At 64.8% G+C, this 13,557-nt stretch carries 16 protein-coding genes; 6 read left to right on the top strand and 10 right to left on the bottom strand.

Features of this window, described 5'->3' with window-relative positions; genetic code table 11:
- Positions 1-35: 35 nt before the first annotated feature.
- Positions 36-1,304, bottom strand: a complete 1,269-nt coding sequence (locus DQW77_RS09710; protein WP_113258021.1) for a cobyrinate a,c-diamide synthase — start codon at positions 1,302-1,304, stop codon at positions 36-38.
- A complete protein-coding gene (gene cobA / locus DQW77_RS09715; RefSeq protein ID WP_113258022.1) occupies positions 1,301-2,152 on the bottom strand; it encodes a uroporphyrinogen-III C-methyltransferase in 852 nt (283 codons plus the stop codon). Before cobA ends, DQW77_RS09710 begins: the two co-directional genes overlap by 4 nt.
- 130 nt (positions 2,153-2,282) lie before the next feature.
- Here cobA and DQW77_RS09720 point away from each other — a divergent pair, with 130 nt between their 5' ends.
- From DQW77_RS09720 to DQW77_RS09735, 4 genes are read left to right on the top strand one after another with little or no spacing between them, the layout of a single operon-like run.
- Positions 2,283-3,329: a cobalt-precorrin-5B (C(1))-methyltransferase gene (locus DQW77_RS09720; RefSeq protein ID WP_113258023.1), complete on the top strand. Its 1,047-nt coding sequence runs from the start codon at positions 2,283-2,285 to the stop codon at positions 3,327-3,329.
- A complete protein-coding gene (locus tag DQW77_RS09725; protein ID WP_113258024.1) occupies positions 3,326-4,054 on the top strand; it encodes a cobalt-precorrin-6A reductase in 729 nt (242 codons plus the stop codon). Before DQW77_RS09720 ends, DQW77_RS09725 begins: the two co-directional genes overlap by 4 nt.
- Positions 4,051-4,680, top strand: coding sequence for a DNA-3-methyladenine glycosylase (locus DQW77_RS09730; RefSeq protein WP_113258025.1), 630 nt, complete (start codon positions 4,051-4,053; stop codon positions 4,678-4,680). The genes DQW77_RS09725 and DQW77_RS09730 overlap by 4 nt, the downstream gene beginning before the upstream one ends.
- Complete coding sequence (locus DQW77_RS09735) at positions 4,677-5,345, top strand: alpha/beta hydrolase (protein ID WP_113258026.1); 669 nt, start codon at positions 4,677-4,679, stop codon at positions 5,343-5,345. Before DQW77_RS09730 ends, DQW77_RS09735 begins: the two co-directional genes overlap by 4 nt.
- Before the next feature lie 100 nt (positions 5,346-5,445).
- On the opposite strand, the gene DQW77_RS09740 is transcribed toward DQW77_RS09735, so the two are convergent.
- Both DQW77_RS09740 and DQW77_RS09745 read right to left on the bottom strand, forming a co-directional pair.
- Positions 5,446-5,658, bottom strand: coding sequence for a DUF2905 domain-containing protein (locus tag DQW77_RS09740; RefSeq protein ID WP_113258027.1), 213 nt, complete (start codon positions 5,656-5,658; stop codon positions 5,446-5,448).
- Between the two features lie 63 nt (positions 5,659-5,721).
- The gene (locus DQW77_RS09745; protein ID WP_113258028.1) at positions 5,722-6,231 is read right to left on the bottom strand and encodes a YdcF family protein; all 510 of its coding nucleotides are present in this window, start codon (positions 6,229-6,231) and stop codon (positions 5,722-5,724) included.
- 225 nt (positions 6,232-6,456) lie between these two features.
- Between DQW77_RS09745 and DQW77_RS09750 the strand changes: the two genes are divergently transcribed.
- On the top strand, positions 6,457-7,947 hold the full coding sequence (locus tag DQW77_RS09750) for a SulP family inorganic anion transporter (RefSeq protein WP_113258059.1): 1,491 nt from the start codon (positions 6,457-6,459) through the stop codon (positions 7,945-7,947).
- Between the two features lie 13 nt (positions 7,948-7,960).
- A complete protein-coding gene (locus DQW77_RS09755) occupies positions 7,961-8,815 on the top strand; it encodes a universal stress protein (protein WP_113258029.1) in 855 nt (284 codons plus the stop codon).
- 70 nt (positions 8,816-8,885) lie between these two features.
- On the opposite strand, the gene hemA is transcribed toward DQW77_RS09755, so the two are convergent.
- The 6 genes from hemA to puhB form a co-directional block, all read right to left on the bottom strand.
- Entirely contained in the window at positions 8,886-10,100 is a 1,215-nt protein-coding gene (gene hemA / locus DQW77_RS09760; protein WP_113258030.1) for a 5-aminolevulinate synthase, read from the bottom strand.
- Positions 10,090-10,902, bottom strand: a complete 813-nt coding sequence (puhE, locus tag DQW77_RS09765; RefSeq protein WP_113258031.1) for a putative photosynthetic complex assembly protein PuhE — start codon at positions 10,900-10,902, stop codon at positions 10,090-10,092. Before puhE ends, hemA begins: the two co-directional genes overlap by 11 nt.
- 100 nt (positions 10,903-11,002) lie before the next feature.
- Positions 11,003-12,127: a magnesium-protoporphyrin IX monomethyl ester (oxidative) cyclase gene (acsF, locus tag DQW77_RS09770; protein ID WP_113258032.1), complete on the bottom strand. Its 1,125-nt coding sequence runs from the start codon at positions 12,125-12,127 to the stop codon at positions 11,003-11,005.
- Positions 12,124-12,420 (bottom strand): hypothetical protein, encoded by a 297-nt coding sequence (locus DQW77_RS09775; RefSeq protein WP_113258033.1) that lies wholly within the window; start codon positions 12,418-12,420, stop codon positions 12,124-12,126. The genes acsF and DQW77_RS09775 overlap by 4 nt, the downstream gene beginning before the upstream one ends.
- A gap of 15 nt (positions 12,421-12,435) precedes the next feature.
- Positions 12,436-12,903 (bottom strand): photosynthetic complex assembly protein PuhC, encoded by a 468-nt coding sequence (gene puhC, locus DQW77_RS09780; RefSeq protein WP_113258034.1) that lies wholly within the window; start codon positions 12,901-12,903, stop codon positions 12,436-12,438.
- 16 nt (positions 12,904-12,919) lie between these two features.
- Complete coding sequence (gene puhB, locus DQW77_RS09785) at positions 12,920-13,552, bottom strand: photosynthetic complex putative assembly protein PuhB (protein WP_113258035.1); 633 nt, start codon at positions 13,550-13,552, stop codon at positions 12,920-12,922.
- Positions 13,553-13,557 lie beyond the last annotated feature (5 nt).

Genomic DNA, 13,557 nt, shown 5'->3' on the forward strand with positions numbered 1-13,557 from the left:
GCTGTGCTATCCCGCCCGGCGGCGGGCCGCAAGCCTCAGGCGCAGCGGTCGATGACATGGACAAAGGACCCGTGAACGCGCCCCTTGCTGATCCCGGAATCCGGCATCCGGTTTCCTTCCGCGTCTTCGACCTCGAAAAGCGGTGCCCCCTCGCGTCGGAGCGTGGTGGCATAGTGGAATTCATGCGCGGCGAAGCTGCCGTGAAGTGGACCGCAAAATGCCTTCACGCGACGGTAACCCAGATGCAGCCGCCGCTCGGCGAAGGAGGTTTCAAGAGGCAGCAGGCCAGCCATCGGATGTACCCTGCCATCCGCATCGCACAGGGAGTCCCCCAGAACCATGTAACCGCCGCATTCGCCGTAGATCTCCGCATCCCGCGCCGCCGTCCGCAGAGAGGTCATGAACCGCGATGCCACCGAAAGGCGCCCGGCGTGAAGTTCCGGGTAACCGCCTGGCAGATAAACGAACCCGGCCTCGGGGACCGGATCGTCCGCCAGCGGCGAGAATTCCCTTATTTCCGCGCCGGCCGCGCGCCAATCAGCAAGGAGATGCGGATATGTGAAGGAAAACGCGGCATCCCTCGCCACTGCAATGACTTGTGCAGGCGGGCTCAAAAGTGGGGTGAGACCGGCCTGCGGAAGTGGTGCCGCCAGCGACAGCAATGTTTCTTCATCCAGCGTTAGTTCCAGCGCATCCGCCGCCCGGTCAAGGAATGCCTCCAGGTCCGGGCGTTCCGCTGCCTGTACAAGACCGAGGTGGCGCGAGCCGAGCGAAAGACCCTTGTCGCGTCGCAATGCCGCCAGAACCGGCAGTTCCAGTGGCGCCAGCGCCCGGCGCAGCATTGCCTCGTGCCTGGGTGAGCCGACGTTGTTCAGGATAACGCCCGCCACGCGCACCCCCGGATCATACCCGGCGAATCCGGTGACCAAAGGCGCGATCGACCCGGCCATGCGCCCGGCATCGACCACCAGTATCACCGGAAGACCGAAGAGGCGTGCGATATCGGCCACCGCGCCGCGCCCGTCCGGCGGCGCCCCGTCGAAAAGACCCATTGCGCCTTCGACGACCAGCAGTCCCTCGCCTCTCATCAGCCCGGCCAGTCGTGAGGGTGGCATCGCCCAGGCGTCGAGGTTGGGGCAGGGTGCGCCGCAGGCGGCGGCGTGGAATGCCGGGTCTATGTAATCAGGGCCCGATTTGGCGCCGCGCACCACAATGCCCTGCCGATGGAGAAGCCGAAGGAGCGCCAGTGTGACCGTGGTCTTGCCGGCGCCCGATGCCGGCGCGGCGAGGACGATGCCACTCATGATGCCTGTGCCGGGCGCCCCCGTCCCAGAGGGTCGGTATTGCGCGGCTCTTCGCCGGCCATCATCGTCTGCCAGTCAAGCACTTGCCGCATGAGAACGGACCGTCCGATGCACAGGATCGCGGGAGGCTCCAGACCGGACGCGGCGATATCGGCGGGCAGGTGCGCCAGATCGGTTTCCAGCACCTGCTGATCGCTGGTCGTCGCGGCACAGACAACCGCACAGGGTTCGTCCGGCGCGCGGCCGGCGTCAAGAAGCGCCGCGGCGATCTGCCCGGCATGTTTCATGCCCATGTAGATCACCAGTACCTGGCTGCCCTGCGCGATTGCTTTCCAGTTCAGCGATGACGGCGCCTCGCCCGACTGGTCATGACCCGTGACGAAGGTCACCGACTGGTTCACGTCCCGATGTGTCACGGGGATACCGGCATAGGCCAATCCGCCGATGCCGGCGGATATGCCGGGAATGATGCGGATCGGCACGCCGTGCTGAACCAGTGTCTGCGCTTCCTCGCCGCCGCGTCCGAAGACAAACGGATCTCCGCCCTTGAGTCGCAGCACCCGGCGTCCCAGCCGCGACATCTCGACCAGCCGCAGGGAAATGTCACGCTGTTGCGCCGAGGGTTTGCCACCCCGCTTGCCGGCGTACACATGCTCAGCCTGAGGCGCCCAGTCCAGGATTGCCGGTTCCACCAGGGCGTCATAGATCACCACATCGGCCTGGCGCAGTGCATTGATGCCATGCAGGGTCATCAGGCCCGGATCACCGGGCCCGGCGCCGCAAAGCCAGACCCAGCCGGGTTCCAGCACCGGCCAGTTGCCATCGGGAAGGGTGAGTGAATCGGTCATGCCCCTGTATGCCGCGGATCGGGGCGCCGGGAAAGGTTGCAAGCGACCGGCAATGTGTGCGGGTGCGACATATTGCGGACGTCGATTGCCGATTGGCCCGGGCTTTGCCTACCCCTATAGTCCGCCGCGTATGAACCGGAAACCCGACAAGGAACTGCGCCGTGGCTGGACGACGGGCGCCTGCGCCACCGCCGCGACGCGGGCGGCGCTGATGATCCTCTGGGGGGAGGGAAGACCCCGGAAAACAAGAATTACCCTGCCGCGCGGTGAACGTCCGGAGTTCCTGATTTCGCACGTGGACCAAGGCGATGGATGGGCGGAAGCAGGGGTGATCAAGGATGCCGGCGATGATCCCGACGTGACTCATGGCGCAATGATCGTCGCGCGGGTCGGCGCGTCGGACGGCGGGGTGAGTTTTCATGCCGGGGAGGGCGTGGGGAGGGTGACCAAACCCGGTTTGCCGGTCCCGCCGGGTGGCCCTGCGATCAACCCGGTCCCGCGCGACATGATGACCGCGACGGTGCGCGAAATGGCTGCGCGCCTCGGGCAGGCGCCGGATGTGGCGATCACGATCCGTGTGCCCGGCGGTGCGGCACTTGCGCGGAAAACGTGGAATCCCCGCTTGGGGATCGAAGGTGGAATTTCCATCCTCGGTACCACAGGGATCGTGCGGCCCTTTTCCTGTGCGGCATGGATCGCCTCGATACATCGAGGAATTGACGTGGCTCGCGCCGCCGGGCTGCGTCACGTGGCCGGCTGCACCGGGGCGACGAGCGAGAAAATCGTTCAGGATCTGTATGATCTGCCCGATCACGCGATGCTGGACATGGGCGATTTCGCCGGTGGGCTGCTGAAATACCTGGCCCGTCACCCGCTGCCGCGCATCACCATAGGCGGAGGGATCGGCAAGATGACAAAGCTGGCGCAGGGGGCCCGGGATCTGCATTCGGGCCGCAGCCAGGTGGATTTTGCCGCGCTCGACGAGGTGCTTGGCCATCCCGGGGTCGCAGGGGCCAACACGGCCCTTCAGGCCCACGAGATCGCCGGGGCTCCGATGGCGCGATGGGTGGCCGAGGCGGCGCTCGATACCGTCCGGCTGATGCTGCCACAAGACGTTGCCGCCGACACGATCGTGATCGACCGGGCGGGCAACCTTCTGTCGAGGGCGGGGCCATGACCCTGTTGCTTCTCTCGGGAACGTCCGAGGCACAGGAGATTTCCAAGGAACTGGAAAGTTTGCAGATTCCCGCCATCGCCTCGCTTTCGGGGGCGACCCGCGCGCCGCGCCCCACGGGGTTGCCGACACGGGTCGGGGGATTTGGCGGTGACGAGGCCTTTCGCACTTATCTGCGGCGCGAAGGGATCACTGCGGTGCTCGATGCAACCCATCCTTTCGCCAGTCATGTCTCCTGCCGTAGCGCGCGCATCTGCGCCGAGGAGGAAGTACCGTATTGCCAGGTACTGCGCCCGGAGTGGAAGCCGCAGCCCGGGGATGACTGGACGGTCCTCAAACGCGAGGAAGAAGCGGCACGACACATCAGGCCGGGTGCGACCGTGTTTCTGGCCACGGGGCGTCAGACCCTGCCGCGGTTTGCCAACCTCGTTCAATGCCGTCTGATATGCCGTCAGATCGACCCGCCTGAGGGGGCTTTTCCGTTTCCCAATGGTGAATTCCTGGTCGGGCGACCACCTTTCAGCGTGCAAGAGGAAATGGATTTGTTTCAGAGACTTGGTGTCGATTGGTTGGTGGTGAAGAATGCTGGTGGAACGGCGGCCCGCAGCAAGCTTGACGCGGCAAGGCAACTGGGCCTCCCGGTGGCGATGATTGCGCGCCCGGTGCAACCCAAGGCGCCGAAGGTCACGAATGCGGCGGCCGCGCTGGACTGGGTTGCGGCGCTTTGACCGGGCGTATCATCCGGACGATCGCCGATGTTGAAGAGGGGGCGGCGGTCCTGTGCGAGCGTTGTCCGCGTCTGGCGCAAGCCCGTGAATTGACCGGGCCGTTGCCGCTCAGGCGGAGGCCGGACGGGTTTGAGCAGCTTCTGAACGCCATTGTCAGTCAGCAGGTCAGCGTGGCTGCGGCGGATGCGATATGGTCCCGGATGAAGGCCGCGCGCCTGACTGGACCACGCAAGATAATGTGGGCCGATGACGAAGACCTGCGAAACGTAGGGCTGAGCCGCCAGAAAATCCGATACGCCCGGGCGTTGGCCGGGGCGCGGATCGACTATGCCGCGCTGCGGCAGGCCCCTTTGGAAGAGGTGCTGAAGATACTGACCGATGTGCCGGGAATCGGGATATGGACGGCCGAGATCTACGCGATGTTCAGTCTCGGACAGGCCGATGTATTCGCCCCGGGGGATCTGGCGTTGCAGGAGGCGGCGCGGCTGCTTTATGGCCTGCCCGAACGACCGCGCGAGCGCGAACTGCGTGTGATGGCCGTTCAATGGTCGCCGTGGAGGTCGGTTGCCGCACGATTGTTATGGGCCTACTACCGTATTGAAAAGAAAAGGGAAGGGATCAGATGACACGCGTTCTGCAAGCCGGGCGGAAGGGCCCGCATTCGGGCACGACCCGGTCTGTCGTGGTGCTGTTGCACGGATACGGCGCCAACGGCGCGGACCTTCTGGGGCTTGCCGATGTGCTGGGTGAGCATCTGTCGGACACGTTGTTCGTCGCACCGGATGCACCGGAAGCAATCCCGATGATGCCAACGGGGTATCAGTGGTTCCCGATTCCCTGGATCGACGGTTCCTCGGAAGTCGAGGCCGAGCGCGGATTGCTTGCAGCCGCCGACGATCTGAATGCGTTTCTCGATGCGCTGATGGTGGACGAGGATGTCCTGCCCGAACAGGTGGTGCTGTTCGGGTTTTCGCAAGGGACCATGATGGCCTTGCAGGTTGCCCCGCGCCGAGAAGATGAAGTGGCCGGGATCGTGGCCTTTTCCGGGCGCCTGATGCGCCCGGAGCTGTTGATCGAGGAGGCCGTGAGCCGCCCGCCGGTGCTGTTGATACATGGCGATGCGGATGACGTCGTGCCGCCCTCCTCGTTGCCCGAGGCCGCCGAGGCGCTGCAGGCGGCGGGGTGGAAGGATGTCTATGCCCACGTGATGAAGGGCACGGCGCATGGTATCGCGCCCGACGGTCTTCAGGTGGCGCTGGCCTTCATGCGTGACAAGCTGGGGTTGCAATAGAATCGAAAGGCCGCATCACGGCGAAGACGTGTCCCGAAGAGAAACCTTCGCTCCGCAGGGGGCGGGGCATGACCATGCGACACGGCCCCGCGGCGTCCGGTCAGCGCCCGATCAGTATCCGGATCACCCAGACCAGAAGCGACAGCACCACCGAGACGAGGATGGCGCTGGTCACCGGGATGTATAGAGTGAAATGCTCGCGCTCGATGACGATGTCACCGGGCAGCCGGCCAATCCCGAAACGCGACAGCGTGCCCCAGGCGAGGCCGAGAAAAACGAGCGCGAGGCCAATGATGATCATCAGGCGTGCCATGCCATCACGATAGCTTGATGCGGGGCCATTGTGGAGAGGGAATGGTCCACGACCGCGCCCCGATCAGCGCCCGCGGAGGTGCCGCAGAAAGTAAAGCGCCAGCGCCGGTCCCTCGCGCAGCAGGGCGCGGATCAGGCGCAACCGGCCGGTGCCGGACAAGGACGGGCTGTCGCTTGGGGACGGCAGGCCCAGCGACCGGGCCGCGAGGCGGGCACGCGGTGCGTGATAGCTGTCGGTTACCAGTATGATGTCCCGGATTCCCGCCGCTCGCGCGATTGGCAGCGCGTTGGCGATGTTTTCCCGTGTGTTGGCGGACCGGTTCTCGATGAGGATGGCGGACGCGGGCACGCCGCCGGCCATGCAGAGCCGGCGAATGACCTCCGCCTCGGCGGGCGGGTGGCGGCCGAGACCGCCGCTGGCGATGACCCGCGTGACATCGCCCCGCCGGTATAGGTGCACCGCGTGCAACGCCCGGCGCCGCAGGGCCGGCGAGGGCTGCTCGCCCGGCCAGACGGCGGCGCCGAGAACCAGCGCGGCACGGTGTCCGCGATCAGAGGGGGTGGAAGCTGACATGCACCGACCATAGCGCGCGCGGCGTAGTACGGCGAGAGCGGTGCCAGGGGCCAGGCGGCACGGGCGGACAAGGCCGCGTGCGGCTGATCTTTGCCCGGGGCCGGTGGGTTTGCCGCAGCGGCAGGAAGTCAGGAGTTGCCGCGGCCCGGCTGGACAAGGATGCAAAACGGTGCAATGGCGCACCCGAGCCGCCGCGGCGGTAATACCTTATTCGGATACTTCTTCATGATCTCACTCGATGCTTACCGTGGCCAGTGGCTTGGCAATGTGCGTGGCGACCTCCTGGCCGGGGTGGTCGTGGCGCTGGCGCTGATCCCCGAAGCGATCGCCTTTTCGATCATCGCGGGCGTGGATCCCAAGGTCGGGCTCTATGCCAGTTTCTCGATCGCCGTCATTACCGCGATCACCGGTGGCCGTCCCGGCATGATTTCGGCGGCCACCGCGGCCACCGCGGTGCTCATGGTGACGCTGGTCCGGGATCACGGGCTTCAGTTCCTGCTGGCGGCGACGGTCCTCGCGGGGCTTCTGCAGATTGGCGCTGGCGCGCTGCGGCTGGGGTTCGTGATGCGCTACGTCTCGAAGTCGGTGATGACGGGGTTCGTCAACGCGCTTGCTATCCTGATCTTTCTTGCACAGCTGCCGGAGCTTGACCCGCGCGAGGTGACGTGGCTGACCTTTCCGCTGGTCGCGGCCGGCCTGGCGATCATCTATCTTTTCCCGCTGCTGACCTCGGCCATTCCGTCACCCCTTGTCACCATTGTCGTTCTGACCGCTGTTACCTTCGCCCTTGGCCTTGATGTGCGCACCGTTGGCGATATGGGGGCGCTGCCCGACACGCTGCCTGTCTTTCTGATTCCGGACATTCCCCTCACCCTCGAGACCCTGCGGATCATCCTGCCCTATTCTGTGGCCGTTGCCGTGGTGGGGCTTCTGGAAAGCCTGATGACGCAGAACATCGTCGATGACCTGACCGATACGCGGTCGAACCGGAACCAGGAATGCGTCGGGCAGGGGCTTGCCAATACGGCAACCGGTTTCATTGGTGGCATGGCGGGGTGCGCCATGATCGGCCAGTCGATCATCAACGTGAAATCCGGCGGCCGCGGACGGTTGTCGTCGCTGGCCTCGGGTGTGGTTCTGCTGATTCTGGTGGTCGGTCTTGGAGATGTCGTAAGCGTCATACCGATGCCGGCGCTTGTTGCGATCATGATCATGGTGTCGATTGGCACATTTTCATGGTCATCCATCAAGGCGCTGCGGGTTCATCCCCGTTCCTCATCGATCGTGATGATCGCGACGGTGGTCACGGTTGTCTACACGCATAATCTGGCCATCGGCGTGCTGGTCGGGGTTCTGTTGTCGGGTATATTCTTTGCCGGAAAGATCGCGCAGCTGTTCCGCGTCACCTCGGAAATCAGCGATGACGGCCGCGAGAGAACCTATCATGTCGAGGGTCAGCTTTTCTACGGATCGGTCGAAGACTTCATGGCAGCCTTCGATTTCAAGGAGGCCCCCGAACGGGTCGTGATCGATGTGAGCCGCGCGCACATATGGGATATCAGTTCTGTCCAGGCGCTCGACATGGCGATCCTCAAGTTCCGCCGTGACGGGGCGGACGTGGAGGTGGTCGGAATGAATGATGCCACGGAAACGCTTGTTGACCGGCTCGCCGTTCACGACAAGCCGGACGCGCTTGACAAGCTGATGACGCATTGAGGGAGAAAGAGCCATGACAGGCAAGATCATCGCGCTGGTGGACGGGTCGATTTACTCGGAGAGCGTATGCGGCCATTCGGCATGGATTTCGGGCCGCACCGGTGCACCGGTGGAGCTGATACACGTTCTGGGCCGCCGCGAGGCGCCGGAGAACCAGGACCTGTCGGGGTCCATCAGGCTCGGGGCGCGCACCGCGCTTCTTGAAGAGCTTGCCGAACTTGACGCGCAGCGCGCCAGGCTGGTCGCGCATCGCGGGCGGGCCATTCTCGAGGATGCTCGTGCCATTGTGGACAAGGCCGGGGTCAACGAGATCACCACGCGCTTGCGTCACGGTGACATCGTGGAAAGCATTGCCGAGGTCGAGGATGACGCGCGGGTCATCGTGATCGGCAAGCGTGGCGAGGCGGCCGATTTCGCCAAGGGGCATCTTGGATCGAACCTGGAACGCCTGGTGCGTGCGGCGCATCGTCCGGTCCTGGTCGCATCGCGCGCGTTCAAGCCGATCGAGACGGTGCTGGTGGCCTATGACGGGCGGCGCTCGGCGATGAAGGCGGTGGATCACATCGCGCGCAGTCCGCTTTTCGCCGGCCTGACGGTGACCGTGGCCACCGTGGGGGCGGAAACGCCGGAAACCCTGAAGGGTCTGGCCGACGCCGCGGCGCTTCTCGGGGCTGCGGGGATCAGTGCCGAGACACGTATCGTGCCCGGGCAGCCCGAGACCGAGCTTGGCAAGCTGGTGGAGGACGAAGGCTTCGGCATGGTCGTCATGGGCGCTTTCGGTCACAGCCGCATCCGCAGCCTCATCATCGGATCGACAACGACCGAGATGATACGCTCCTGCAAGGTTCCGATCCTTCTGATGCGATGAGATCCAGGGGCGCGTGGGGTGGACCCGGCATCCGGCCCCTGCCGCCATGCCACAGGGCCGGAATGTCCGGTCAGGCCACCGCGTGCGCGATGGCGCACTGTTTCCACAAGGTCGCCAGCGCGAGCACCAGGCGGTCGATGTCGGTGTCGCTGTGCAACGGACCGGGGGTGAAACGCAGCCTCTCGGTACCTTTGGGCACTGTCGGGTAGTTGATCGGCTGCACGTAAATGCCCCAGTCCCGCATCAGGATGTCCGCCAGCATCCGGCATTTGACCGGATCCTTGATCATCACAGGGATGATGTGGCTGGGGTTGTCCAGGTGCGGGATCCCATGCCGGTCCAGAAGGCTGCGCAGGCGGGTCACCTGCCGGCGCTGCATCTGCCGTTCCTCCCCGGAGGTCTTGAGATGCGCGATCGAGGCCTTGGCTGCGGCGGCCACAGCCGGGGGCAGGGCCGTGGTGAAGATGAAACCCGACGCGAAGGAGCGGATGAAATCGCACATCGCCGCGGAGCCGGTGACATATCCGCCCATGCAGCCATACGCCTTGCCAAGCGTGCCCTCGATCAGCGTAATTCGGTCGGCAAGCCCCAGCTCCTCGGACACACCGCCGCCGCGCGGTCCGTAAAGGCCCACGGCGTGGACCTCGTCGAGATAGGTCATGGCACCGTGCCTCTCGGCCACCTCGACGATCTCGGCCATCGGGCAGATGTCGCCATCCATCGAATAGACGCTCTCGAAGGCAACGATCTTGGGGGCATTGGCCGGCAGCGCCGCAAGCTTGCGGTCGAGGTCCTCCGGGTCGTTGTGCTTCCAGATCACCTTGCGGGCGCGGGAATGCCGGATTCCCTCGATCATGCTGGCGTGGTTCAGTTCGTCCGACAGGATGACCGCGTCGGGCAGGCGGCTTCCCAGGGTGGACAGCGCCGCCCAGTTGGACACGTAGCCGGACGTGAAGAGCAACGCCGCCTCCTTGCCATGCAGGTCGGCCAGTTCCCCCTCGATGGCGACATGATGGTGATTGGTGCCGGATATGTTGCGTGTGCCGCCGGCACCGGTGCCGCATTGGTCGATCACGTCCTTCATCGCCTGGCGGACGGCCGGGTGCTGGCCCATCCCGAGGTAATCGTTGGAACACCATACCGTGACTTCGCCGGGCGCGGCCGCATCATGGCTGCGGGCCCGCGGGAACTCGCCGCACCGGCGTTCCAGCTCGGCGAAGTGACGATAATTGCCCTCTTGCTTGAGCGCGTCGAGCTGCGCCTTGAACATGGCGTCAAAATCCATGATGTCCCTCCGGTCTTGTCGTCTTTGGTGATTGCCCGGGCGCCGGCAGCATCCAGCGCCAGAGTTTCGCGTCCGGCAGCGGCAACACCATCAGCCAATGTTCCAGCAGCGCCAGCGCGGTGATGGCCGTGAGCAGGGAGAACCCGGCGATATCCGCCGGGATCGCCGCGTCGTGAAGCCGCTCCAGCCAGCAGCCCGCGGCGAAGGTCAGCGCAGTGATCGAAACCGGAAACACCCAGTTGAGCCGCGAGATCCGGAAATGGCTCGCCAGATGGCTCAGCGCTTCTGGCAGGAATTCCGTGTTGATCCTCGGAACGCCGAAATAAAGGTTCAGCTTGGCCGAAATGCGCGCCAGGTACAGGATCGTGAAAGTCCAAAGGCCGAACATGTTGATAGCGTCATGCGCATGCAGCCACATGGCGATCAACACCCCTGTCAGCAACATCTCGTGATAGGCAATGGTGCCCCAGGCCCTGATGAAACGTTCCCATTCCGGAAGGTCATCTGGGCAGGCATAGGGATTGGGGCCGGTTATGGCGCCGGTGAGAAATGCAAGCTCGATCCACCCCCAAACAGCCAGCGCCGCCAGAAAGGCCGCATACGCGGCGCCCGGGGTCGCGACCGCGCGCGTCGCGTCGAACCCCCATATGCCGATGCCAAGCAGCGGCAGGCCCAGGACCGTCACGGTCATCCGGGCGCGGAACCCGCGCCGGTCCGCGTGACGCACCGCCCACAGGATCGCCCCGGTGGAAAACCACCAGAAGAAGAGCGCGGCAAGCGCGGCGATCCAGGGTGACGTCATGGCCGGCTTCCTTCCTGCTTCATCTGGCCCGAAATACCTCGGGGGGCGTGGGGGGCCGGCCCCCCACACCGAACGGCGGCGGATGCACCGGGTCCGCCCATCAGTAGGCGGGTTCCAACCGCGTGCTTTCGGGCACTTGATGTTTCCGTGCCGGAATGAGGTAGAGACCGGCGAAAGCCGCCGCAGCGCGCAGCTGCGCGGTGGTGCGCCGGACAAGGGCCACCGGCCCGGTCTGCTGCCTGGCGTGCGCCAGATCGGCATTGGCCTTTTGCAGCCGCTTCAGGCCGGCACTCCAGCGCGGGCTCTCGATATCCAGCGTGATCGGGAAGACCTGCCTGGAAATCTCTGATGTCTTGGTGAACACTTCGTGCCCGTACCAGTCCGGATCGACGCCCAGGGCCTCGTGGAAGGCGGGACGCTGATGGTCGCGCACGTACATCGTGGCGTAGACGGCGGTCAGGAAGAACTTGATCCACCAGACGTTCACGCCGCTGGTCAGCTTCGGGTCGGTCTTCATCAGCAGGGCGAACGCCTCGCCGTGGCTGAACTCGTCATTGCACCATTCCCGGAACCACTTGAAGAGCGGGTGAAACCGGTGCTCGGGATGCTGTTCGAGATGACGGTATATGGTGATGTAGCGCGCATAGCCGATCTTTTCGCTCAGATAGGTGGCATAGTAGATGAACTTGGGCCGGAAATAGGTGTATTTCTTCTTCTGCGTTAGAAACCCGAGGTTTACCGCCACCCCGGCCTCGCGCAGGGCATCGTTGATGAAGCCCGCATGCCGAGCCTCGTCGCGCGCCATGAGCTGGAAGAGCTGGGTGATGTCGGGATTGGCGCCGCGGCGCTTCATTTCCTTGTACAGGACGCAGCCCGAGAACTCGGCGGTGCAGGACGAGATCAGGAAGTCGATGAACTCCTTCCTGAGAGCCGGATCCATCGCGTCCCAGTCCACGTGATCCCAGTCCTCGTTCTTGCGGAAGTGGCCCTTGTTGGGATCCGAGACCATCTGTGCGATCAGTTTGTCCCAGTCCTCGCGAACGGGCGAGACGTCGATCGCGTCAAGCTCGTCGAAATCCGTCGTGTAGAAACGCGGGGTCAGGAGCGTGTTGGACATCGCCGACTCGGTGGCAGCCGTACTGTCGAACTTCGCCTGTTCCTGCTGGATGGCAATGCCTTCCTCGGCGGTTTTCGCGTCAGCGGTATGCTTGGCATGTGCGTTCATAGCGTTGCCTCCCCGGAAAATGAGAATTCGCAAAGCTCCATCACTTCGAAATCGCCCGTAAGGCGCGTCCAGAGCCGTTCCAGCCCGCTGGCGCGGATGATCGTGGCGTCACGATCCTCGGTCACGATCTCGCCGAAGGGAGCCATGATCTCGGGGCCATGGACCTTGACCTCGTCGCCCGGATGGACGGTGGCCCCGTTGTTGAAGCGGACATGCGCGTGCAGCGATTCGAACTTGTGGCTGATCTCAACCGTGCAGGGCGCGTGTTCGATATCCTTGGTCAGCCATCCCATGGCCGCCTCCTTTCTCTACTGTGCCAGCAATCTTGCGAATGCGCTGGCGTTGTCGGCACCGAATCCCATCAGGTCGGCGCGCCACCCCGTCGAGGGGTCGTGGATCTCGAGGCGCCCCGTGTCGCGTTGCAACAGCGTCAGGGGCGTCCCGAGGGCCACGTCATGCTTGCCGCGTTCGTGCAGGACGACCCGGTAGACACCGGAAATGAAGCCGCCTTCCTCGGGGGTCAGATCGGCGATGAGGGTGCCGTCGGGCCGGCGCACGGTGGCCGATCCGGCCATGTCACCAGAGAGCACGATATCGCGGCTGATGACGATCTCGCCGGGGGGAGGTGTCGCGATCAACGGCATGTCGTTCAGCCGCGCCAGGGTGACAAGTGCCAGCACCGTGAGTACCAGAGCCAGCATCGCGCGGGCCATGAAGCGTGGAATCTTTTCCTTGTCATGAACACGCAGGGGCGTTTGAAAGTCGGTCTGGGTCATCGTTGCTGCCTCGGGCTCATTCGGCGGCCATCGCCGCTGTGTCGGGACGGCGGGCAACCACCGGCGTGCTGATCCGCGCCTCGGCGGCCTCCGCCAGCAGGCCCGCCACCTTCTCGGCGTCCGGGATGCAGCGCAAGGCCGGCTGCGTGCGGTTCATCTTCCATGGGCGGACATGCGGCCAGCAGACCAGGTAAGACAGCCGTGTCTTGCCGGCCATATCCAGCGCGACGGTGCCGGTGCCCCCCTTGCGCAGATCCAGATCGGCGTTGCGGACCTGGGAGAACGGCAGGTTCAGCGTCACGGTGAGAGCCGCGCCGATGCGCATCGCGACCCGGCGGTTGGTGATCGTGTAGACGGTTGCGCGTGCCTGCACGAAGGCGATGACGATCAGCAGCGCGCACACGACGGTGCCCATGACGATGAACGGGAACGAGGCCGCGAAGGCGCCGGCCGGACTCACCTGGTCGATCAGCGTGCCGAAGCGCCACAGGGCCAGCACCACGAAATACCCGGCCACCCATGGAAGGCTGAGCGAGTCCCATGCCAGTGCCCACCAGTCGGGGCGGCCCTGCCAGATGATGCGCTCTCCCTCTGGGGGGCGTTCCGGCAGGCCCTTGACGGGCTCGAAGGCGAAATCGTCGTGGCTCATGGTTG

The sequence above is a fragment of the Roseovarius sp. TE539 genome, from assembly GCF_003298505.1.
Lineage (GTDB): Bacteria > Pseudomonadota > Alphaproteobacteria > Rhodobacterales > Rhodobacteraceae > Roseovarius.